Source organism: Streptomyces sp. NBC_01549 (assembly GCF_026339955.1).
Lineage (GTDB): Bacteria > Actinomycetota > Actinomycetes > Streptomycetales > Streptomycetaceae > Streptomyces.
The window spans coordinates 259356-279486 of sequence record NZ_JAPEPW010000001.1 but is presented as its reverse complement, the minus strand read 5'-3'; the positions used below and the strand labels follow the sequence as shown (position 1 = coordinate 279486).

General features: G+C 69.7%; 13 protein-coding genes and 1 pseudogene. 10 read left to right on the top strand and 4 right to left on the bottom strand.

Annotation, left to right across the window (positions count from 1 at the left end; all coding sequences use genetic code 11):
- Positions 1 to 310 precede the first annotated feature (310 nt).
- From OG819_RS01160 to OG819_RS01130, 7 genes are all read left to right on the top strand, one after another.
- The gene (locus OG819_RS01160) at positions 311 to 1684 is read left to right on the top strand and encodes an extracellular solute-binding protein (RefSeq protein ID WP_266647553.1); all 1374 of its coding nucleotides are present in this window, start codon (positions 311 to 313) and stop codon (positions 1682 to 1684) included.
- Positions 1681 to 2679, top strand: a complete 999-nt coding sequence (locus OG819_RS01155) for a carbohydrate ABC transporter permease (RefSeq protein ID WP_266647551.1) — start codon at positions 1681 to 1683, stop codon at positions 2677 to 2679. The genes OG819_RS01160 and OG819_RS01155 overlap by 4 nt, the downstream gene beginning before the upstream one ends.
- Positions 2676 to 3548 (top strand): carbohydrate ABC transporter permease, encoded by an 873-nt coding sequence (locus OG819_RS01150; protein WP_266647550.1) that lies wholly within the window; start codon positions 2676 to 2678, stop codon positions 3546 to 3548. Before OG819_RS01155 ends, OG819_RS01150 begins: the two co-directional genes overlap by 4 nt.
- A gap of 40 nt (positions 3549 to 3588) precedes the next feature.
- Complete coding sequence (locus OG819_RS01145) at positions 3589 to 5115, top strand: glycosyl hydrolase family 28 protein (protein ID WP_266647548.1); 1527 nt, start codon at positions 3589 to 3591, stop codon at positions 5113 to 5115.
- Positions 5116 to 5369: 254 nt separating this feature from the next.
- Entirely contained in the window at positions 5370 to 8615 is a 3246-nt protein-coding gene (locus tag OG819_RS01140; protein WP_266652534.1) for an alginate lyase family protein, read from the top strand.
- A 28-nt stretch (positions 8616 to 8643) separates the two neighbouring features.
- Positions 8644 to 9891, top strand: a complete 1248-nt coding sequence (locus OG819_RS01135) for an alginate lyase family protein (RefSeq protein WP_266630068.1) — start codon at positions 8644 to 8646, stop codon at positions 9889 to 9891.
- A 104-nt stretch (positions 9892 to 9995) separates the two neighbouring features.
- Positions 9996 to 11600, top strand: coding sequence for a carboxylesterase family protein (locus tag OG819_RS01130; protein WP_266647546.1), 1605 nt, complete (start codon positions 9996 to 9998; stop codon positions 11598 to 11600).
- Here the strand turns inward: OG819_RS01130 and OG819_RS01125 are convergent.
- Positions 11553 to 12671: a LacI family DNA-binding transcriptional regulator gene (locus OG819_RS01125; RefSeq protein WP_266630072.1), complete on the bottom strand. Its 1119-nt coding sequence runs from the start codon at positions 12669 to 12671 to the stop codon at positions 11553 to 11555. The two genes, OG819_RS01130 and OG819_RS01125, sit on opposite strands and share 48 nt — an antisense overlap.
- 183 nt (positions 12672 to 12854) lie before the next feature.
- Positions 12855 to 13802, bottom strand: a complete 948-nt coding sequence (gene mmuM, locus OG819_RS01120; RefSeq protein ID WP_266647544.1) for a homocysteine S-methyltransferase — start codon at positions 13800 to 13802, stop codon at positions 12855 to 12857.
- 130 nt (positions 13803 to 13932) lie between these two features.
- Here mmuM and OG819_RS01115 point away from each other — a divergent pair, with 130 nt between their 5' ends.
- Positions 13933 to 14610 (top strand): hypothetical protein, encoded by a 678-nt coding sequence (locus OG819_RS01115; RefSeq protein WP_266647542.1) that lies wholly within the window; start codon positions 13933 to 13935, stop codon positions 14608 to 14610.
- Here the strand turns inward: OG819_RS01115 and OG819_RS01110 are convergent.
- Positions 14595 to 15650, bottom strand: a pseudogene (locus OG819_RS01110) (autotransporter); the annotation flags it as partial. The gene OG819_RS01115 and the pseudogene OG819_RS01110 overlap by 16 nt on opposite strands.
- Before the next feature lie 159 nt (positions 15651 to 15809).
- Between OG819_RS01110 and OG819_RS01105 the strand changes: the two are divergent.
- The gene (locus OG819_RS01105; protein WP_266647540.1) at positions 15810 to 17219 is read left to right on the top strand and encodes an RICIN domain-containing protein; all 1410 of its coding nucleotides are present in this window, start codon (positions 15810 to 15812) and stop codon (positions 17217 to 17219) included.
- Between the two features lie 2 nt (positions 17220 to 17221).
- On the opposite strand, the gene OG819_RS01100 is transcribed toward OG819_RS01105, so the two are convergent.
- The gene (locus OG819_RS01100; protein ID WP_266647539.1) at positions 17222 to 18892 is read right to left on the bottom strand and encodes a rhamnogalacturonan lyase B N-terminal domain-containing protein; all 1671 of its coding nucleotides are present in this window, start codon (positions 18890 to 18892) and stop codon (positions 17222 to 17224) included.
- Positions 18893 to 19081: 189 nt separating this feature from the next.
- Between OG819_RS01100 and OG819_RS01095 the strand changes: the two genes are divergently transcribed.
- Complete coding sequence (locus OG819_RS01095; RefSeq protein WP_266647537.1) at positions 19082 to 20128, top strand: rhamnogalacturonan acetylesterase; 1047 nt, start codon at positions 19082 to 19084, stop codon at positions 20126 to 20128.
- The last annotated feature ends 3 nt before the right edge of the window (positions 20129 to 20131 follow it).

The following is a 20131-nucleotide window of genomic DNA, read 5'->3' as shown; positions in this document are numbered from 1 at the left end:
GCGGTCCGGGAGACTCCCGCCCGAGGTGTCAACTGGGCTCCGTGCAGGCGCCCTTGTGTGAGCACCAGGGCGATGATCTGCCCTTTGCTCGACTGTCGGAGGCTGCGCGGCGCCCCTTCGGTCCGCCGGTTCATCTCGCTGAGACGGCCCATTGTTTTCGAAAGTTCGTCAAGACGCTTGACGCGGTTTCCGCACCGGAAGAAGCTCTGCCCCATCGCCCAACAACCGGTTGCCCAGCCAATCGGTCCGCGATCGCCAGGCCGATTCATGGTCGAAATGTCGAACCGATGGAGCAGGAGGTGGCGCGTTCGTGCGCCCACACACTGGTGCCCCGCTGAGCCGACGCCAATTTCTCACGCTTTCCGCGGCCGGTGCCGCGGCCGGTGCCGCGGCCGGTGCCGCGTCCGGTACGGCAGCGCTGAGTGGCTGCGCCCTGCAGGTGTCCAGCGGGGTCAGCGGTCCGGGTGAGACCGTCACGCTGATGGTCAAACCCGATGACATCTCCCCGGAACTCATCAGACAGGCCCAGAAGGACATCGGCATCAAGATCGTCACGGTGAGGTACGACCTCACCAAGCTGATCGGAATGATGACCAACGGCAACCCGCCCGACCTGGTGCGCGGTGTCGGCGCCGTGGACGCGCCGTACTTCGCGGCGCGGGACGTGGCCGAGGAGTTGGACCCCTACTTCGCCACGAGCGGCATTCTCCGGCTCGACGACCTGGACCCGGTCAACGACCTGTGGCGATACGACGGCAGGACCCAGGGCAGGGGCCCGCGCTACGGGATGGCGAAGGACTTCTCCCAGGACTCCATGTACTGGTACAACACCACGCTCTTCGACAAGGCAGGTGTCGACTACCCTCCCGAGGCGGAGCCGGTCACGTACGAGGAGTGGCTGGACAGCGCCGAGCGGCTCACTCGCCGCAGCAACGGCCAGACGATCGTCTTCGGCGGCAGCTACAACGGAGTGCTCACCCCCAATCTCCTGGCGAGCCTGACGGCGTCCGCCGGAGGAAGTCTCTTCAGCGACGACTTCTCTCGGGTCGACTTCACCACTCCCGAGGCCCGCAAGGCGCTGAGCTGGTACATCGACTACGTCCGGGCCAGGGTCGGCCCCAGCATCATCCAGCCCGACCCCAACGCCTGGGACGGTCCCACGTACCAGGCGAACCGGCTGGCCATGAGCAACTCGGGCTACTGGCTCGGCGGCCTGATCAACGCCGACAAGAAACTGGCGCCGGTGTCCCGCCTCGCCCCCGCCCCGATCTTCGAGGGCGGCCGCAGGATCAGCCCCTGCCAGGCAGGCACCGGCCTCTGGATGCCGCGAAAGGCACAGAACAAGGACGCTGCCTGGCGGGTCTTCGAGTGGTTCTTCGGCGAGGCGCCGGCCAGGGCGCGCGCCTCGAGCGGCTGGGGCATCCCCACCCTGAAGTCCCTGCGGTCGCTGATGCCGGCGCAGGAGGAGTACCAGAGGCGGGTGCTGAAGGTGCAGAACGCCGAGCTGAAGCACTTCTCGGCGATCGCCTTCACGCCCTACGCCACGGCGGATTCGCTCTACACCCTCTTCAACCAGATCGCCCCGGCCGCGATGCGGGGCCACATGTCCGTCGACACCTTGGCCGGCCGCCTGAACTCGGCCATGAACGAGCAGCTCAAGCGCGGTAAGGAGCAGGTGGGATGACGGTTGACCAGGTCTCCTCCGTCGCAGACCGGCCCGGCCCGACAGCACGCGTGGACCGCGGGCGTGCCGCGGAGCGGCCGCGGACCTCCATGACCGCGCGCAGGCACCGGGCGTTCTACCGGTTCACCGCGCCCTGGATCGTCGGGTTCCTGCTGCTGACCGTCGTCCCCATGGCGTACGCGCTGTGGCTGAGCGTCACCACGTTCGACGGCATCTCGCCCAACTGGCGCTACGTCGGCCTCGGCAACTACCGCGAGTTGTTCTCCGACTCGCAGACCTGGGACGCCCTGGGCCGCACGGGTCTGTTCGCGGTGACCTCGGTGCCGTTGTCGATCACCGCCGGGCTCGTGCTCGCCGTCCTGGTGAACCGGCCGATCAAGGCGCGCGGACTGTTCCGCACCCTGCTCTATCTGCCGGCCGTGGTGCCCCCGGTGGGCGTGGGCCTCGCCTTCAAGGCGCTCTTCGACCAGAACTCCGGTGCCGCCAACGGTGTCCTGACCCTCTTCGGAGTCGACGCCGTCGGCTGGCTCGCCGACCCCTACGCGCGGTACGTGCTCTTGATGAGCGTGCTCTGGGGCGCCGGAAACATCATGATCATCTCGCTGGCCGGGCTCCAGGACGTCCCCCGTGAACTCCACGAGGCGGCCCGCATCGACGGGGCGAGCGCCTGGCGGACGTTCCGCAGCATCACCGTGCCGTTGATCTCCCCGGTGCTCCTCTTCCAGACGGTGACCGGCGTGATCGCCTCGGTGCAGACCATCATGCCGCTGCTGCTGACGCCGGACGGCACCACGGCAGGGGTCACCGAGCTCCCGCAGTCCAACTACCTGTACATGATGCACGTGTTCGGGCAGTACTTCGCGCTCGGCCGCTACGGCTACGCCTCCGCACTCCTGTGGGTGCTCTTCGTCCTGATCCTCATCGTGACCGGACTCATCTTCAAGTTCACGTCCGGCGTGGTGTTCTACAACGTCGACCCGGAGGCGAAGAAGTGACCGCCACCAGTCCGCCCGTGAAGCCCCCGGCGTCCGCGCCCCGGGTGCGGGTACGCGTCAACCGTCTCGTCCTCTACACCGTCCTCGTCGCCCTCACCGGGCTGTTCCTCGGCCCCTTCGGCTGGCTGATCCTCACCGGACTGAAGAACCCGGCCGAACTGGCCGCCTCGCCCGTGCACTGGCTGCCCGACCACTTCCAGTGGCGCAACTTCGCGGACGCCTACAGCCTGATCGACTTCCTGGGCTACGCCCGCAACTCCCTGATCATCGCCATGCTCTACGCCACCCTGGTCACCCTGAGTTCGGCCTGGGTCGGCTTCGGATTCGCCCGCCTCGACGCGCCCGGCAAGAAGACGCTGTTCGGCATCCTGCTCGGCTCGATGATGCTGCCCCAGCTCATCACGCTCCTGCCGACCTACCTGATCTTCGCCAAGCTCGGCATGGTCGACACCTACTGGCCGTGGGTGCTGTGGGGCCTGTCCGCCGCGCCGTATCTCGTCTTCCTCTTCCGCCAGTTCTTCGCCGGTCTGCCCCGCGAACTGGAGGAGGCCGCGATCGTCGACGGCTGCGGCTACACGGCGATCTTCTGGCGGATCTTCCTTCCGCAGTCCTGGCCCGTGCTCTCCGCGAGCTTCGTGATCGCCTTCACCTGGTCCTGGGGAGACTACATCGCCCCTCAGCTGCTGCTGTCCACCGACCGGTCCACGCTCGCCGTCGCCGTCATGTCCACTTACGTCACGTCGGCCGGAACGCCGGTCGCCAACCTCCAGGCCGCGGCCTCCGTGATGTACGTCGTGCCCATCCTGCTGATCTTCCTCGTGGCCCAGCGCGGTTTCGTCGGCGGAATGTCGACCTCCGGCCTCAAGTGACCTTCCGTACCCGTTAGTTCACCCTCGCAAGGAGTCATACATGAACACGCCTCTGTCCCGTCGTACGGCCCTGCGGGCGGCCGGCGCCACCGTGCTCGCCGCCGGAGCGTCCGGCCTGACCGCCACGGCGGCCCAGGCGGACGACCTCAAGTCACGGCCCAAGCTGGTCACTTACCCACGCCCGGCCACCATGCCGACCAACACCAGCTTCAAGGTGCGGGTCCGTACCGCCTCCGACGGCGACTGGCAGACCCTCGACATCTACCGGCCACAGTTCGAGGAGATCAACGCCACCACCGGATCGGGCAAGGTCTACAGCTCGTCGATGGCGTACTTCGACTTCGACTGCTCGGTCGAGATCGAGGTCACCTACCTCAAGGGCGGCACCACCAAGGCCCGGGTGAGACCGGACGCGCTGGGCATCACGCCCGAACTCCTCGGTGACACCCTGCGGTTCACCCTCGACGAGCCGAAGGACGTCGTCGTCCAGATCAACGACGAGATATTCGACGCCCTGCACCTCATCACCAACCGCGTCGAGCACCACACCCCGTCCGCCGACGACCCGAACGTCATCTACTTCGGCCCCGGCGTCCACACCGTCACCGGCAACGTCCTCACCGTCCCCAGCGGCAAGACCGTCTACCTCGCGGGTGGCGCCGTCCTGACCGCGCAGGTCTACTTCAAGGACGTGGAGCGGTCCCGTCTCACCGGCCACGGAGTGCTGTACAACAACCCTGGCGGCGCCATCCTCTGCGAGGGCAGCAAGAACATTCGGGTCGAGGACGTCATCATCCTCAACCCGGCCGGCTACGCGGGCACGTTCGCGGAGAGCAGGAACGTCCACATCACCAAGGCGCGCGCGTTCAGTTCACGGGGCAACGGCGACGGGTTCGACGTCTTCTCCTCGACCGGGATCACCTTCGACGGCTGCTTCATGCGCAACTCCGACGACTGCATCGCCATCTACTGCCACCGCTGGGACTACTACGGCGACACCCGCGACATCACCGTCAAGAACTGCACCCTGTGGGCCGACGTCGCGCACCCGATCAACGTCGGCACGCACGGCAACTCCGACGCGCCCGAGACGATCGAGAACCTCGTCATCAAGAACATCGACATCCTCGACCACCGCGAACCCCAGATGAACTACCAGGGCTGCATCGCCCTCAACCCCGGCGACTCCAACCTGATCAAGAACGTCCGCATAGAGGACGTCCGGATCGAGGACTTCCGCTGGGGCCAGGTCATTTACATGAAGGTCATGTTCAACACGAAGTACAACACCTCGGTGGGCCGCGGTATCGACGGCGTCTACGTCAAGAACCTCAGCTACACGGGCACACACGCCAAACCGTCGCTCTTCCTCGGCTACGACGCCGAACACGCCATCAACAACGTCACGTTCGAGAACCTGGTGATCAACGGGGTCGTCGTCGCCGACTCGATGAAGAAGCCGAGCTGGTACTACACCACCGACGAGATCCAGTGGTTCTACAACGAGCACGTCACCAACCTGAAGTTCCTCACCACCGCCGAGGCCGAGGCGGCCGCCGCGTCATGACGAGCCCCGCACCTAGGCGCTCCGCCGGCTGGTTCGATCTGCGGCTCCGCCGCGGGGCGGGGAGGGGCTGTCGATCGGCTGCGGCGCCGTCGTGGCTGGTCGCGCCCCGCGACGGAGCCGCTGATGAATACAGCCACGCGCCCCTTCAGGGCGCTGCCGAGCCGCAGTCGACTACACCGGGTCCGCTTAGCCGCCGGGGCTTCCTCGGCGGCACCGCGGCCCTGCTGCTGGCGGTGGGCGCGAGCGGCCTGCTCGTGCCCGGCCGGGCGGCGGCGGCCCAGGACGACATCGAACCGGCCTTCACCCACCCCGGCCTGCTGCACACCGCCGACGACCTCGCCCGCATGAAAGCGGCGGTCGCCGCAGAGCAATCCCCGGTCTACGACGGCTACTTGGCGCTCGCGGGCCACGCCCGCTCCTCCGCGTCGTACACCGTGCAGAACACGGGTCAGATCACCACCTGGGGCCGCGGCCCCGCCAACTACCAGACCCAGGCCGTCGCCGACTCGGCCGCGGCCTACCAGAACGCCCTCATCTGGTCCGTCACCGGCAACGCCGCGCACGCCGACAAGGCCCGCGACATCCTCAACGCCTGGTCCGCCTCGCTCGCCGTCATCACCGGAGCCGACGGTCCGCTCGGCGCGGGCCTGCAGGCCTTCAAGTTCGTCAACGCGGCCGAACTGCTGCGCCACACCGGCTACGACGGCTGGAGTGACGCGGACATCGCGCGCTGTGAGGAGTCCTTCCTGCGCGTCTGGTATCCGGCGCTGTCCTGCTACACGCTCTACGCCAACGGCAACTGGGACCTGACTGCCCTTCAATCCCTGCTGGCCATAGGTGTGTTCTGCGAGGAGCCCACGCTCTTCCACGACGCTCTGCGCTTCGCCGCGGCCGGCGCGGGCAACGGCAGCGTCCCGCACCGCATCGTCACCGACGCCGGACAGGGCCAGGAGAGTGGCCGCGACCAGGGCCACGAACAACTCGCGGTCGGCCTGCTCGCGGACGCCGCCCAGGTCGCCTGGAACCAGGGCGTCGATCTGTGGGGGTACGACGACCACCGCATCCTCGCGAACTTCGAGTACGCAGCCCGCTACAACCTCGGCGGCGACGTCCCCTTCGTCCCCGACCTCGACCGCACCGGCAAGTACATCAAGAAGACCGTCTCGGCCACCGGGCGCGGCACCCTGCCACCGATCTACGAGATGGCGTACGCGCACTACGCCGGCGTCCGCGGCCTCGACGCCCCGTACACGAGAAGCGCGGTCTTCCGCGGCACCGGCGGCGCCCGCGTAGTCGAGGGCAGCAACGACGACATGCCCAGTTGGGGCACCTTCGCCTACGCCGGTGCGACAGCACCCTCGCCGACCGTACCGACGGCTCCGGCGGGCGTCACGGCGGTGGGCGAGGACATGACCGTCACCGTGACCTGGCTGCCGTCCGCGTGGGCCTCCTCCTACACGGTCCGGCGGGCCGTCTCCGTAGAGGTCCTGTACGAGGAGGTCGCGTCCGGGGTCGGGAAACCGACGTACACCGACAGCGACGTACACGCCGGCCGGACGTACTTCTACACGGTCTTCGCCTCCAACTCACGGGGCGACAGTGACAGTTCGACCTGGGCGGTGGCCACCGCCGGTCTCCCCGAACCCTGGTCGACCCGGGACGTCGGCAAGGTGCGGATCCCGGGCGCCGCGGTCTTCGACGGCGAACGGTTCTTGCTGGAGGCGTCCGGCACCGCCGACACCTACCGTCTGGCGCACCTCGCGCTGCACGGCGACGGCGCGGTCACCGCACGGATCGTGTGGCCGCTCAGCTCGCAGTACTCCAAGATCGGTGTCACCGTCCGCGCCTCGCTCGACGCGGACGCGGCGCACGCCGCCATGCTGATCCAGGGACTGCCGCTGCACACCTGGAGCGGCGTGTGGACCGTACGCCCACAGGCCGGGATGCCCGTCTCCGCCACCGGCAGCACGCCCGTGCCTGCCTCCCAGCAACAGGCGATCACCACCGGCGCGTCCTTCCCGATCTCCGACCTCGGCGAGCTGCCGGAGTCGGCCACACCGCTGGAAGCGCCGCACGTCGAGGGGGCGGGCGACGGCTACCGACTGCGGGCCCCGTACTGGGTTCGGGTGACCCGCAGGGGCCCCCGCTGTACCGGGGCCATCTCCGCGGACGGCATCCGGTGGACCGAAGTCGGCTCCACTGACGTCGAGCTGGGGCACACCGCCTACGCGGGCCTCGCCCTCACCTCGTGCCTCGGCGTCGACGAGGACTACGCCGAGACCGGCACCGGCGCCTTCGACAACGTCAGCGTCACCTCCCCGCACGGCGAAGTCTGGTCCGTGCCCCGCCCCCGTCGCACCGCGACCGACCTGCGGGCCGCCACCGGCGCCGACGCCGTCGAGCTGACCTGGACCGACCCGGACCCCGCGGCTCGGTACACGGTGCTGCGCTCCACACGCGACGCCGGACCGTACGAGACGCTCGCCTCCCGCGTCGGCCCGGTCGGCTTCGGCACCCGCCTCCGGTACGCGGACGCGACCGGGACGCCCGGAACGACGTATTACTACGCGGTCGCGAAGACCAACACCGGCGGCCGCGGTCCGCGTTCGGCGCGCACACCCGCCGCGATGCCGACCCCGGCCAAGCCCGAACTCACCTCCCCGAACACCGCGTTCGCCAACCAGGGCGTCGCCTTCCGGCATCTGCTGCGCGCCTCGCACGAGCCCGTACGGTTCACCGCGGACGGCCTGCCCGACGGGCTCCGCGTCGACCGGCGCACCGGCCTCGTCTCCGGAACTCCCACCCGGACAGGTGAGTTCACCATCACCACGACCGCGGGCAACGCGTCCGGGACCGCATCCGGCACCCTGACTCTCATGGTGGGCACGCCGCCACCCGCCCCGTGGACGTACGGCGACCTCGGCGACGTCGTCCTCGACGACCGGGACTTCGGAACCCTCGGCGTGGTGGCGATCCGCACCCCCGGCAGCACCGCGTACGACGGGGGAACCTTCTCGGTCCGCGGCGCGGGGGTCGACCTGAACGTCAACGGCCAAGGGATGACAGGCCAGTTCGTACGACGGCCCGTCACCGGCGACTGCGAGATCACCACCCGGCTTCTCTCGCGTACCGGCGCCAGTGCCGATCGCGTGGGGGTGCTCATGGCCAAGTCCCTGTCGCCGTTCGACCAGGCGGCCGGGGTGATCGTCACGGGCGGCACCACCGTACAGCTCATGCTCCGCACGACCGTGGCGGGTGCCTCCGCCTTCTCGGGCACCGCCGCGGTCACCCTCCCCGGCCTGCTGCGGCTGAAGCGCACCGGGACCGCCTTCAGCGCAGCCGTCTCCACCGACGGCGGCGCCACCTGGACCCCCCTCGCCGTGGGAGAGATCCCCGGCTTCGGTGACGCCCCCTACTACGTGGGTCTCGTGGTCTGCTCACGCAGCCCCCTGGTCCGCAGCACCACCGAGTTCGACGAGGTGAGCATCACCCCTCTCTAGATCCTCCACTGGATTGGAGCTGAACGCGATGAGCCGCACATCCCCCCACCAGCACCCCCACCCCGCGGAATTGAGTCGCCGTGGTCTCCTGAAGACCGCGGGCGGTGTCACCGCCGCCCTCGCCGTCGGCGCCGGTAGCGCCGCCCTGACCGCCGGCACCGCGGACGCCGCACCGGCGACCTTCACCCACCCCGGAATGCTGCACGCCTACGGGGAGCTCAACCGCGCCAAGGTACGGGTCGCCGCGGGCGACGACCCGTGGCTCTCCGGCTGGCAGCGCCTGACCGCCAACCGCCACTCGGCCGCCACCTGGACCCCCAACCCGCAAGCCACCATCATCCGCGGCGGCACCGGCGAGAACTACGGCATCCTCTACAACGACATCCACGCCGCCTACCAGAACGCCCTGCGCTGGAAGATCGCGGGAACCACCGCCAACGCCGACACCGCCGTCCGGATCCTCAACGCCTGGTCGGCCACGCTCACCACCGTCACCGGCAACGCCGACCGCTTCCTGGCCGCCGGGCTCTACGGCTACCAGTTCGCGAACGCCGCCGAACTCATGCGTGACTACGCCGGGTTCGACCTCGCCCGGTTCAAGACGATGATGCTCAACGTCTTCTACCCGCTCAACAACGACTTCCTCCTCAACCACAACACCGCCTGCATCACCAACTACTGGGCCAACTGGGATCTGTGCAACATGAACTCGATCCTGGCCATCGGCATCCTCTGCGACGACGCGGCCAAGTACGACCAGGCGGTGAACTACTTCAAGAACGGCGCGGGCAACGGCTCCCTCACCCACGCCATCCCGTTCGTCTACGACAGCCAGGGCCTCGCGCAGTACCAGGAGAGCGGCCGCGACCAGGGCCATACCATGTTGGGCATGGGCGAGCTCGGCGCCTTCTGCGAGATGACCTGGTCCCAGGGCGACGACCTGTACGGGTACGGCGACAACCGGTTCATGAAGTGCGCCCAGTACGTCGCCAAGTACAACCTCGGCCAGGACGTGCCCTACACGACGTACACCTGGGGCACGGGCCAGAGCTGTGCCCAGCAGTCGCAGACCGTGATCTCGTCCGCGAGCCGCGGCGAGATCCGGCCGGTCTGGGACATCCTGTACTACCACTACGCGCGCCGACGTGGGCTCTCCGTCCCGTACATCCAGGCCATGGCGGAGAGCGTGCGCCCCGAGGGCGGCGGCGGGGACTACGGCACGACCAGCGGGGGCTTCGACCAGCTCGGCTTCGGCACGTTGATGTACGCCAAGTAGGGACGTCCGCGGGCGCGTCGGTCAGGGATGTCCGGGGGAACAGCCGGAGGTGGTGTGATGTTCTGATGTAAGCCGTTCACGAAGGGCGAGGAGCTGGTGGTCGGATGGCGGTGGACGCGGCGCGGCAGACGGATCCGGTGGTCACCACCCCGTACGGAGCGGTGCGCGGCAGGTACGAGAACGGGATCGCTGTCTTCCGCGGCATCCCGTACGCGGCCCCGCCGTTCGGTCCCCGTCGCTTCCGGCCACCGGCGCCGCCCGCGCCCTGGGACGGGGTGCGCGACGCGCGCGCCTTCGGAGCGACACCGCCCAAACCGCGGTACTCCGAGGCGTTCGCCCGGCTCCTCTCCGACCCCGTCGTCCCCGGCGACGACTGTCTGAACCTGAACGTGTGGACACCGGAGCCCGGCCCCGGCGCCCGGCTCCCCGTCATGGTCTGGATCCACGGCGGAGCGCTGACCCGAGGCTCGTCGGCCGTGCCCGTCTACGACGGACGCGCCTTCGCCCGGGACGGGATCGTCCTCGTCTCGATCAACTACCGGCTGGGCGTGGAGGGTTATGGCCTCTTCCCGGACGCGCCGGCCAACCCGGGACTGCGCGACCAGCTGGCCGCCCTGGAGTGGGTGCACGCGTCGATCGCGCAGTTCGGCGGCGACCCGGACCGGGTAACCGTGTTCGGCGAGTCGGCCGGAGCCATCAGCATCGGGGCGCTGCTGGCCAGTCCGCGCGCCGCGGGACTGTTCCACCGGGCCGTGCTGCAGAGCGGGCCGCCCGAGGCGAGCGACCGCGACAAGGCGCGCCGGATGGTGCGCAGGATGGCCACCCGGCTGAAGATCCCGGCGACGGCGGAGGCGTTCGCCGCCGTGGACCGCGCCCTGCTCCTGCGCACCCAGGCCGACGTGAGCAGACTCAGCAGCCCGGTGCTCGGCGGCCCCGCCTTCGGCATCGTCGTCGACGGCGACCTCGTCCCGCGCGATCCGCTCCGGGCCCTCGTCGAGGGCGCCGCTCCCGACGTCGGCCTGCTCCTGGGCTGGACCAGCGAGGAGTACCGGCTGTGGCTGGTGCCCGGTGGTCTCCTGGAACGCGTCGAGCGGATCGGCCCGGTCGCCCTGGCCGCCGCCATGGCTCGCTGCCACTGCAGCCACGAGGTGCCCCGCGGCTACCGGGCGATCCACCCGGACGCGGGCACCGCCGACCTCGTCGGCCAGCTGGTCACCGACCACCTCCTGCGGGTCCCACTGCACCGGCTGGCCGATGCCCGCCCGCCGGGGACCCCTTCGTACGTCTACGAGTTCGCCTGGCCGTCGAACGTGCCGGACCTGGGCGCCTGCCACGCTCTGGAGCTCGGCTTCGTCTTCGACACCGCCGACGTGCCGGAGTCGGCGAAGCTCGCGGGCGAGGGCGCCCCGCAGGAACTAGCCGACGCGATGCACGCCGCCTGGGTGCGGTTCGCGGCCGAGGGCGACCCGGGCTGGCAGGCCTGGGACACCTCGCACCCGGTCCGTGTCTTCGGCGCCGGCGAACCGCACACCGTCCACGGGCCGCGCGACCGTGAACTCGCCCTGTGGGACGCGGAGCCGGCCGGGCCGCTCGGCGCTCCGGAATCCACACCCACAGCGCGCCTTCCTGCCGGTCCGCCCATGCGCGGCACGGCACCGCTGTCAGCCGTACGCCGTTTCCGTCGCCCCGGCGGAGCCCCCCGGCCGTGACGGGCGGATTCGGCTCCCTGGCCCTGCCACGGAGCCGCGTACCACCACGTGCGTCCCCAGGAGAAGGTGTTCGTCCGGGGTCTCCGGGGTGCGACCGAGGGCGGTGCGGACGGCCAGGCGGCCCAGTTCCTCGTACGGGACGTGGACCGTTGTCAGCGGGGGGTGGAGATCGCGGGCGAAGGGGATGTCGTCGTAGCCGACGAGGGATACGTCGGCCGGGACGCGTAGACCCGCCTCGTGCAGGGCGGTCAGGGCGCCGGAGGCGACCATGTCGGTGGAGGCCATCACCGCCGTGAAGTCCAGGCCCAGCTCCAGCGCCCGGCGTATCAGGCGGTGGCCTGAGTCGCGGGTGAAGTCGCCGGCCAGACGCAGCGCAGGGTCGGGTTCCAGACCGCGTGCCCGGTGAGCGGCGAGGTAACCGCGCTCGCGGCCCAGGGCCGTGGTGCTGTCCGGCTTGCCCCCGAGGAACAGGATCCGCTGGTGGCCCTGGGTGAGGACGTGCGAGCACAGGGCGTACGCGCCGCCCTCGTTGTCGTACTCGATGACCGTCACCGGCGTCCCGGCGTCCAGTGGCGGCCGCCCGCACAGGACGAGCCGAGACCCGGCCGACGCCAGGGAGTCGGCGATGCGTGCCATCCGCGCGCGGTACTCCGCGGTGTCCGTGGCGCCGCCGACCAGGATCACCGCGGCGGCCCGCTGGGCGCGCATCATCTCGATGAACTCCAGCTCGTGCTCGGCGTCGCCGTCCGTGCTGCACACCAGACACAGATGGCCGAGCCGGCTCGCCTCGCGCTCCACGCCGTGCGCCATGTGCGCGAACGACGGCCCGGTGATGTCGTCGAGGACGAACGCGAGTGTCGGTGTGCCGGCCCCCGCGATCGCCTTGGCGCGCGCGTCGGCCACATAGTCCAGCTCGCGAACCGCCCGCATCACCCGGGTACGCGTCGCCGTGCTCACCGGGTACTCGCCGCCGAGCACCCGCGACACCGTCGACGCGGACACTCCCGCGTGGGCCGCCACGTCCCGGATCGTGCGCCGGCTCCCGGCGTCCGTGGTGCTCTTCCTCGTCATGCCGGCCCCCCTTTTCTCCGCCCCCTGGGAAGTGCGGCAACATCGACGGCAACCGGTTCCCGGGCCGGAGGCTAGCAGGAGGAGCGGGACGTGACGAGAGACGGGGAACCCGGTCCGGCCGACGCCGTCGGCCGGCGTACCGGAGGGTCGCTCGCCGCCATCTCGGCAGGCTCCTCCGGGGGCCTACGCGGAAAGCTGCCCCACCGTCCGCGCGACCGATGCGATCGCCCCGGGACCGACCCGACAGCACCCCCCGATCAGCCGCGCCCCGCCCCGCCGCCAGCCGGTCACCTGCTCGGCCGTGAAGGTCGACAGCCCGTTCCAGGCCCGCGCCTCGGCGTCCCACACCTCGCCGCTGTTCGGGTACACCACCACCGGCTTCCCGGTCACCCGCGCCGCCGTCTCCACCGCGCCGTCCACATCCTGGGGGGCGCAGCAGTTCACGCCGACCGCGATGATCTCGTCCGCGTCGGCGGCCAGGGCGAAGGCCTCTTCCAGGGGCTGTCCGGCCCGCGTACGGTCCCCGGCGACGGTGTACGACAACCACGCCGGTACGCCCAGCCCGCGCACCGCCCGCAGCAGCGCCTCGGCCTCGCCGGTGTCGGGCACGGTCTCCAGGGCCAGTACGTCGGGCGCGGCGGCGGCCAGCACCTCCAGGCGAGGGCGGTGGAACCGCTCCAGCTCGGCGACGCTCAGCCCGTACCGCCCCCGGTACTCCGAACCGTCCGCGAGCATCGCCCCGTACGGGCCGACCGAGGCGGCCGTCCACAGCGGCCGGGTCACGCCCTTCGCGTGCGCGCGACGACTCGCCTCCCGGGCCAACTCCACGCTGAGGCTGAGCAGTTCGGCCGCCCGCCCGTGCGGGATGCCCCGCTTCGCGAAGCCCTCGAAGGTGGCCTGGTAGCTGGAGGTGATCGCCACGTCCGCGCCCGCCTCGAAGTAGGCGAGGTGCGCCTGAGTGATCGCCTCGGGCTGCTCGACGAGCAGCCGCGCCGACCACAGCTCGTCGCTCAGGTCGTGCCCGGCGGACCCGAGCTGGTTGGACATACCGCCGTCCAGGACGACCGTTCCGGCGGCGAGGGCGTCGGTGAGGGAGGGGGAGGAGGCGCTGCGGGAGGTCTTGCTGGTCATGTCACGACGCTAGTCGATGAGGACGGCCGTGCCGCGTCATGCCCACCTGCTGAACAGAACGAGAGCGCCCAGACCGCTGAGAGCCCCGCGTCTGCGGCATGATCCGCCGGACAGGTCCTAGCCTGGGGGCATGCGTGAAGTCGATCAACTCGGCACCGAGGATGGTGAGATCCTCCGCGCCGAAGTGCGGGAGATCTTAGGCGCCCCGGCGGACCGGGCCGTCCTCGAACCCCTCGTCCACAACCTCAAGAACGGCGTGACCGGTGGCGTGTGGCGGGTCACCGCCGATGACCGTTCGGTCGTCCTGAAGGTGCTCACCCAGGCCAAGGACGCCGACGGCGCCTGGGCCGCCTCCGACGACCCCAGGCACTGGAACTTCTGGCGCCGCGAGGCCCATGTGTACGAGTCCGGGCTCGCGCGGACCTGGCAGCCGTGGGGCATCAGGGCACCCCGGCTGCTCGCCTCCGTCGACCGCCCGGACGGCGACGTGGCGCTGTGGCTGGAGGACGTACCGGGGGAGTCCGGCAGGACGTGGTCGATCGCCCGCCATGCCGAGCACGCCCGGCGTCTGGGCGCCGCGCACGGAGCGACGCTCACGGACACTGCCGGCACCGGCACCGGCGTTGGCGTCACGGCGGGAGCCGATCGCGACTGGGACCGGCCCTGGCTTTCCCGTCGCTTCCTCCGCGACTACATCTGCGCGAAGACCGACGGCCAGGAGCTGCTCGACGACGACACGGCATGGCGGCATCCACTGGTGCGCGACCACTTCCCGGCCGGGGTGCGGGAGGCGACAGGACCGTTGTAGGCGAAGGTCAGGCGGGACCGGACGCCGCTCGCCATGTGCAGGTTGATGTAGACGGTGTCCTTCGTCCCCGGCATGAAGATCTTGTGGGTGGTGCCGTCGCCCCACTGGACGTCCGCACCTTCGATGTTGGTGCCTCGCTTGTTCAGCTGATGGGGGATGGAGCGCCAGTTGATGTCCGGGTCGCTCAACGACGGGTCGGTGTCGCCGCCCTGGTCGCTGTAGCTGTACTGGCCGGTGAGCACGACCTTGCTGCCGGGCCGCGAGTGGACGTTGACGTCGCTGCCGTACGCGCGCTGGTAGAAGTTCTGGCGCAGGGTGATCGTCTGGTAGAGGGGGGTGTCGATGATCCAGGAGCCCTGGTTGAGGATGGCACGGGTGCGGGGGAGCGCCACCGGGTACTCGGGGCGGCCCACCGCCATGCCGGTGCCGTTGTCGATCACTCCGGAGAAGGGGTGGGTGCCCGCCAGGTCGAGGGTGCCCCACATGTTGCGCGGCTGGGTGACCAGGCCCGAGCCGCTGATGGTGCCGATGTTGAAGGTGCGGGTCAGGGAGAGGCGCAGGGTGCCGTCGACGCGGACGTTGAGCTGGTTCAGCTGGTAGCCGGGCGTGTCGTAGGGGAAGTGGCCGATCAGGCCGGTGCCGCCGCCGGTGCCGTACTGGAGGGTGGCGCCCCGCTCGACGGTGATCGCGGGCGGGTCGGGGTTGCTCACGGTGGTGTAGGGGTGGTTGCCGCCTTGGGTCCGCACACTCTGTCGTTGCCGTGCCTTGGGCAGGGTGAAGTCGCTGTCCTTGGCGAGGATCAGCGTTCCGCCGCCGCGCACGGTGAGCGTGCCCTCGCCGTGGAAGGCGCCGTTGTATGTGGTCGTCCCGGCGGGCACGGTCACCACCGCGTCTCCGGACAGCGTCACGTCCCGCCCCGCGAGCACGTCGGCGGTGACATCGCGGGTGCCGGCGGCCGCCACCTGGGGGGTGGTGACCAGGAAGGCGACGGTCGCGAGGGCGCCCACGGCGGCTGCTGTCTTGTAGGTATGGCTGCGCACATCATCGGAGACGCGCACGGACGGCGGCGATAACAGAAATCTCGCGTCCATCTTTGTCACGCGCGACCCGTTGACCTTCCCGTAACACACCCTTACCTTTTCGGCGTTCGTAATGACAGATGCCGTACGAAATCTCGAACTCCCCCCGAGAGGCGTCAGATGAGACGTGTGTACGCAATCCTTGTCGCCCTGTGCTGTGCGTTCGCCGCGGCACTGGTGACCGCCGGACCGGCCCAGGCGGCGGCCCAGACCATCACCAACGGCACCCAGTTCAGCGACACCTCGGGCAACGTCGTGCACGCGCACGGCGGCGGGGTGATCAAGGTCGGCAGCTACTACTACTGGTTCGGCGAGGACCGCAACGCCGACAACACCTTCCGGTACGTGGACGCCTACCGCTCCACCGACCTGAAGAACTGGGAGTTCCGAAACCACGTACTGACCCAGTCCAGCGCCTCCGAGCTGGGCACCGCCTACATCGAGCGGCCGAAGGTCATCTACAACGCGTCCACCGGCAAGTTCGTCATGTGGATGCACAAGGAGAACGGCGTCGACTACAGCGAGGCGCGCGCCGCCGTCGCCGTCTCGGACACGGTCGACGGCGCCTACACCTACCAGGGCAGCTTCCAGCCCCTCGGCCAGTACATGTCCCGTGACATCACGACCTTCGTCGACACGGACGGCACCGGCTACATGGTGTCGGCGGCCCGTGAGAATTACGACCTGCAGATCTACAGGCTCACCGCCGACTACACGGGCATCGACGGCCTGGTCGCCAACCCGTGGGTGGGCGGCCACCGCGAGGCACCGGCGCTGTTCAAGCGCGACGGCGTCTACTTCATGCTGACGTCGGCAGCCACGGGCTGGAACGCCAACCAGCAGCAGTACGCCACCGCGACCAGCCTCGCCGGCCCCTGGACCGCGATGACCAACGTCGGCGACTCGACGACGTACAACTCGCAGACCGCGTATGTCCTCCCGGTCCAAGGGACCTCGGGCACCTCGTACCTCTACATGGGCGACCGCTGGGGCAACTCCTTCGGCGGCACGGTCAACGACTCCCGTTACGTCTGGCTGCCGTTGACCTTCCCCAGCTCGACGAGCATGAGCATGAGCTGGTCGCCCGAGGTCACCATCGACACGGCGGCCGGGACGATCACGGGGACGAGCGCCACCTACGAGACCCTGACCGCCCGGCACTCCGCCAAGTGCGCCGACGTGCCCGGCCAGTCCCTGCTGACGGGCGTCGCGCTCTCCCAGTACACCTGCAACGGTGGCAACAACCAGAAGTTCTGGTTCAAGTCCGTTGGCAGCGGCTACTACGAGCTGATGACCCGGCACAGCTCCCTGTGCCTGACCGAGAACGCCACCGGCGTCACCCAGGAGAACTGCGCCACCGCGACCACCCAGCAGTGGTCTGTCACCGCCTCCGGCGGCTACGTGCTCCTGAAGTCCCGTGCGAGCGGCGAATGCCTGGACGTGAACGGCGCGTCCACCGCCAACTCCGCCGCGCTGATCACGTACACCTGCAACGGAGGGACCAACCAGCAGTGGACGCGTGGAACATGACGTCAGGTCAGTAGATCGACGGCGTCGATGGAGGTGCCCGCGCTGAGGAAGGACGTCGACCCCGAGCCGCTCGCCACGTAGATCCTCAGCGTGTTGTACGCACTCGTGTCCGTCAGCCAGGCGGACGCGGGAACGCTGTAGGCGAATGTGTAGTTGTTGCCCCGGTACGAGCCCACGGTCAGCGACCGGGTGCTCGGCTGGGTGGGCGGCGAGGGGACGGCGGAGGTCCAGGTGTCGTTGACCACGATCTGCGGGCGGCCGTTCGCGTAGGCCGTGGTCACGCCGATGCGCAGGGTGTGCGCGGCGGCGGCCTGGGCGGCGGTCAGCTTGAAGTACACGACGATGCCGCTGTTGACGTCCTTCCACAGATAGCAGGGGAACGCCGAGGTCTCGGTGCCGCTGCCGACGACGACGTTGCCGGTCCAGGACGCGGCCCGTACGTCCGATGGATGCGCGTACGTCATCAGGTCCGCGTTCTTGAACCCGCTCGGTGTGCCGTCCCAGGCGCCGATGCGCCAGATCGCGCTCGCGTTGTCCGGGTCGTTCGAGGAGGGGATGGTGATCGTGTTGAGGGTGGTCGTCGCGCCCGCGGTCACCGTCACGGAGGTGGTGTACACGGCGAGTTCGCCCTTGAAGACGGTCAGGGTGTACGTGCCCGGCAGCACGCTCGCGATCGAGTAGTAGCCGTCCGATGCCCGTGCCGAACCCCAGTACTGAGCCGCGGAGTTGGCGAGCCCGACCGTGTAGGCGTACGCCGTGTTCCGCCCGGCGATGCCGACCCCGGCGACCTTGCCGCGGCCGCCGGCGGCCACGTACCCCGAGATGCCGAGCGAGTCGGCCCAGGAGGTGGTGAGATTCGCCGGGTAGAGCGACGAGGAGGGCGCGCCGCCGTCCGTGAAGGCGATGACGTACGGACCCTGGAGGCCGAAGCGCTCCGACTCCGTCTGGTTCTCGCCGTAGTACAGGATCTCGTACAGCCCGCCGCCGTCCGCGCTCTGGTGCCGCAGCAGAGAGCGGTAGAACGGGCCGCCGGAGGCCTTCTCGTGGTTGCTGCGCACGATCCACAGGCCGACGCTTCCGGTGGTCCAGCCGATGTAGTCGTAGTCGATGACCCGGCGCTTGGAGTAGTGCTTCGAGCGGGTCTGGCCGTCGGACTTCGCGAAGACGTCCGCGGACTCGATGGTGGTGGGCGCGTACGTGTAGGAGTCCGGCTCGTCGTTGAGGAACAGGCCCGCCTTGACACGCACGATGTACCGGGTGGCGCTGACCGACGTGTCGGCCTTGTTGGTCCACAGATAGACGTTGTTCTCGCCGCTGCGGGCCGCGTAGTAGTGCTTGAGCGTGCCGTACGCGACGGAGACGAGGATCGTCGAACCGGACTGTGCGATGGTCACGGTGGAGGTGCCGAGGCCGGACTCGACGTGCGAGTTCTTGCCGCCGTAGCCCTGGTACTCGGTGCCGCGGTAGACGAGCGAGGTCAGGTCGCCGTTGGTCTTGCTGACCTTGAAGACCAGGTTCGCGCCGGTGTCGATGACGTAGTTCGAGCCGTCGTCCGTGTAGCCGAAGCTCGCGGCGGCGGCCGTCGGGGTCAGGGCCGTCGCGCTCACGGCCGCCGCGGTCGCGCCGAGGACGAAGGTGCGGCGTCCGAGGGATCTGTCGGTGGATCCGGACATGGGGGTGCCTCCTTCGGAGGTGGGGGTGTGCGAGTGTCCGGAAGACTGACAGTTGAATCGATTTCGCGAAAGGGCTTTCGCCTCCTGGGAGTTGGCAATCATGTGAAAATGCGCCGAGCACTAGAAAGCGCTTGCGGAGAGCGGTACGGTCCAGCCGCCAGGTCATGCCGTCCCGTTGGAGGAGCCGCCATGAGACGTTTCACCCCTGCCCTGCTGGCGGCGCTGACCGCCGCCACCGCGCTGTCGGTCACGCCCGCGCAGGCGCAAGGAGGGTCCCGCCCCCTCGGCCTGGAGAACTGCACCGCGACCGCTTGCCACTTCGACGTCGCGCCCGGCACGTACGACGTGCGCGTACGGCTCGGCGGACAGGCGGCGGCGAGCACGAGCGTCAGCGGCGAGACGCGCCGGGCGCTGCTGCCCGAGACCGCCACGGCGGCCGGGAAGCCCGTTACTCGCAGCTTCACCGTGAACGTCCGCACCCCCGAGGGCGAGCCGACCGGCCCCGACGGCACCCCTGGCCTCGACCTGGCCCTCGGCGGCTCCGCGCCCGCGCTCGCCGACATCGAAGTCACCCCGGCCCGCCCCCACACCCGCCAGATCTTCCTGGTCGGCGACTCCACGGTCTGCGACCAGCCCGGCGACCCCTACACCGGCTGGGGCCAGCAGCTGCCCCAGTACCTCCGCAAGGGCGTCTCGGTCGCCAACTACGCGGACTCCGGGGAGAGTACGGTCACCTACCTCGAGAACCCCGCACTCTTCCCGACGGTCCAGCCGCTCATCCGGCGTCACGACCTGGTCCTCATCCAGCTCGCCCACAACGACAAGACGACGGACGAGCCGACGTACCGCGCGAACCTGGAGACCCTGGTCGCCGGGGTCCGCGCGCGAGGCGGCGACCCGGTGCTGGTCACCCCCATCGTCCGCCGCTGGTTCAACGCGGACGGCACCCTGAACAACGACACCGCCCTGCTGGTCAACGGCCTCGGCGTGGACCACCCGGTCGTCATCCGCTCGGTCGCCGCCGCCGAGCACGTGCCCCTCATCGACCTGACGGCCAGGACCAAGGCCCTCGTCGAGTCGCTCGGCGTCGAGGGCTCCAAGGCGATCTACCTCTACAACGAGAAGCGGGACAACACGCACACCTCCGTGCACGGGGCCACGGTCTACGCGGGCCTCGTCCGCGACGAACTCCTCGCCCAGCATCTGGTGCCCGGGCGCCAGGTAAGGGTGGGATGAGGC

Bases quoted from the DNA above. Each gene is read 5' to 3' on its own strand.
- OG819_RS01095 (WP_266647537.1), top strand. From the start codon at position 19,082: ATGAGACGTTTCACCCCTGCCCTGCTGGCGGCGCTGACCGCCGCCACC.
- OG819_RS01135 (WP_266630068.1), top strand. From the start codon at position 8,644: ATGAGCCGCACATCCCCCCACCAGCACCCCCACCCCGCGGAATTGAGT.
- OG819_RS01130 (WP_266647546.1), top strand. From the start codon at position 9,996: ATGGCGGTGGACGCGGCGCGGCAGACGGATCCGGTGGTCACCACCCCG.
- mmuM (WP_266647544.1), bottom strand. From the start codon at position 13,802: ATGACCAGCAAGACCTCCCGCAGCGCCTCCTCCCCCTCCCTCACCGAC.
- OG819_RS01155 (WP_266647551.1), top strand. From the start codon at position 1,681: ATGACGGTTGACCAGGTCTCCTCCGTCGCAGACCGGCCCGGCCCGACA.
- OG819_RS01100 (WP_266647539.1), bottom strand. From the start codon at position 18,892: ATGTCCGGATCCACCGACAGATCCCTCGGACGCCGCACCTTCGTCCTC.
- OG819_RS01125 (WP_266630072.1), bottom strand. From the start codon at position 12,671: ATGACGAGGAAGAGCACCACGGACGCCGGGAGCCGGCGCACGATCCGG.
- OG819_RS01145 (WP_266647548.1), top strand. From the start codon at position 3,589: ATGAACACGCCTCTGTCCCGTCGTACGGCCCTGCGGGCGGCCGGCGCC.
- OG819_RS01115 (WP_266647542.1), top strand. From the start codon at position 13,933: ATGCGTGAAGTCGATCAACTCGGCACCGAGGATGGTGAGATCCTCCGC.
- OG819_RS01105 (WP_266647540.1), top strand. From the start codon at position 15,810: ATGAGACGTGTGTACGCAATCCTTGTCGCCCTGTGCTGTGCGTTCGCC.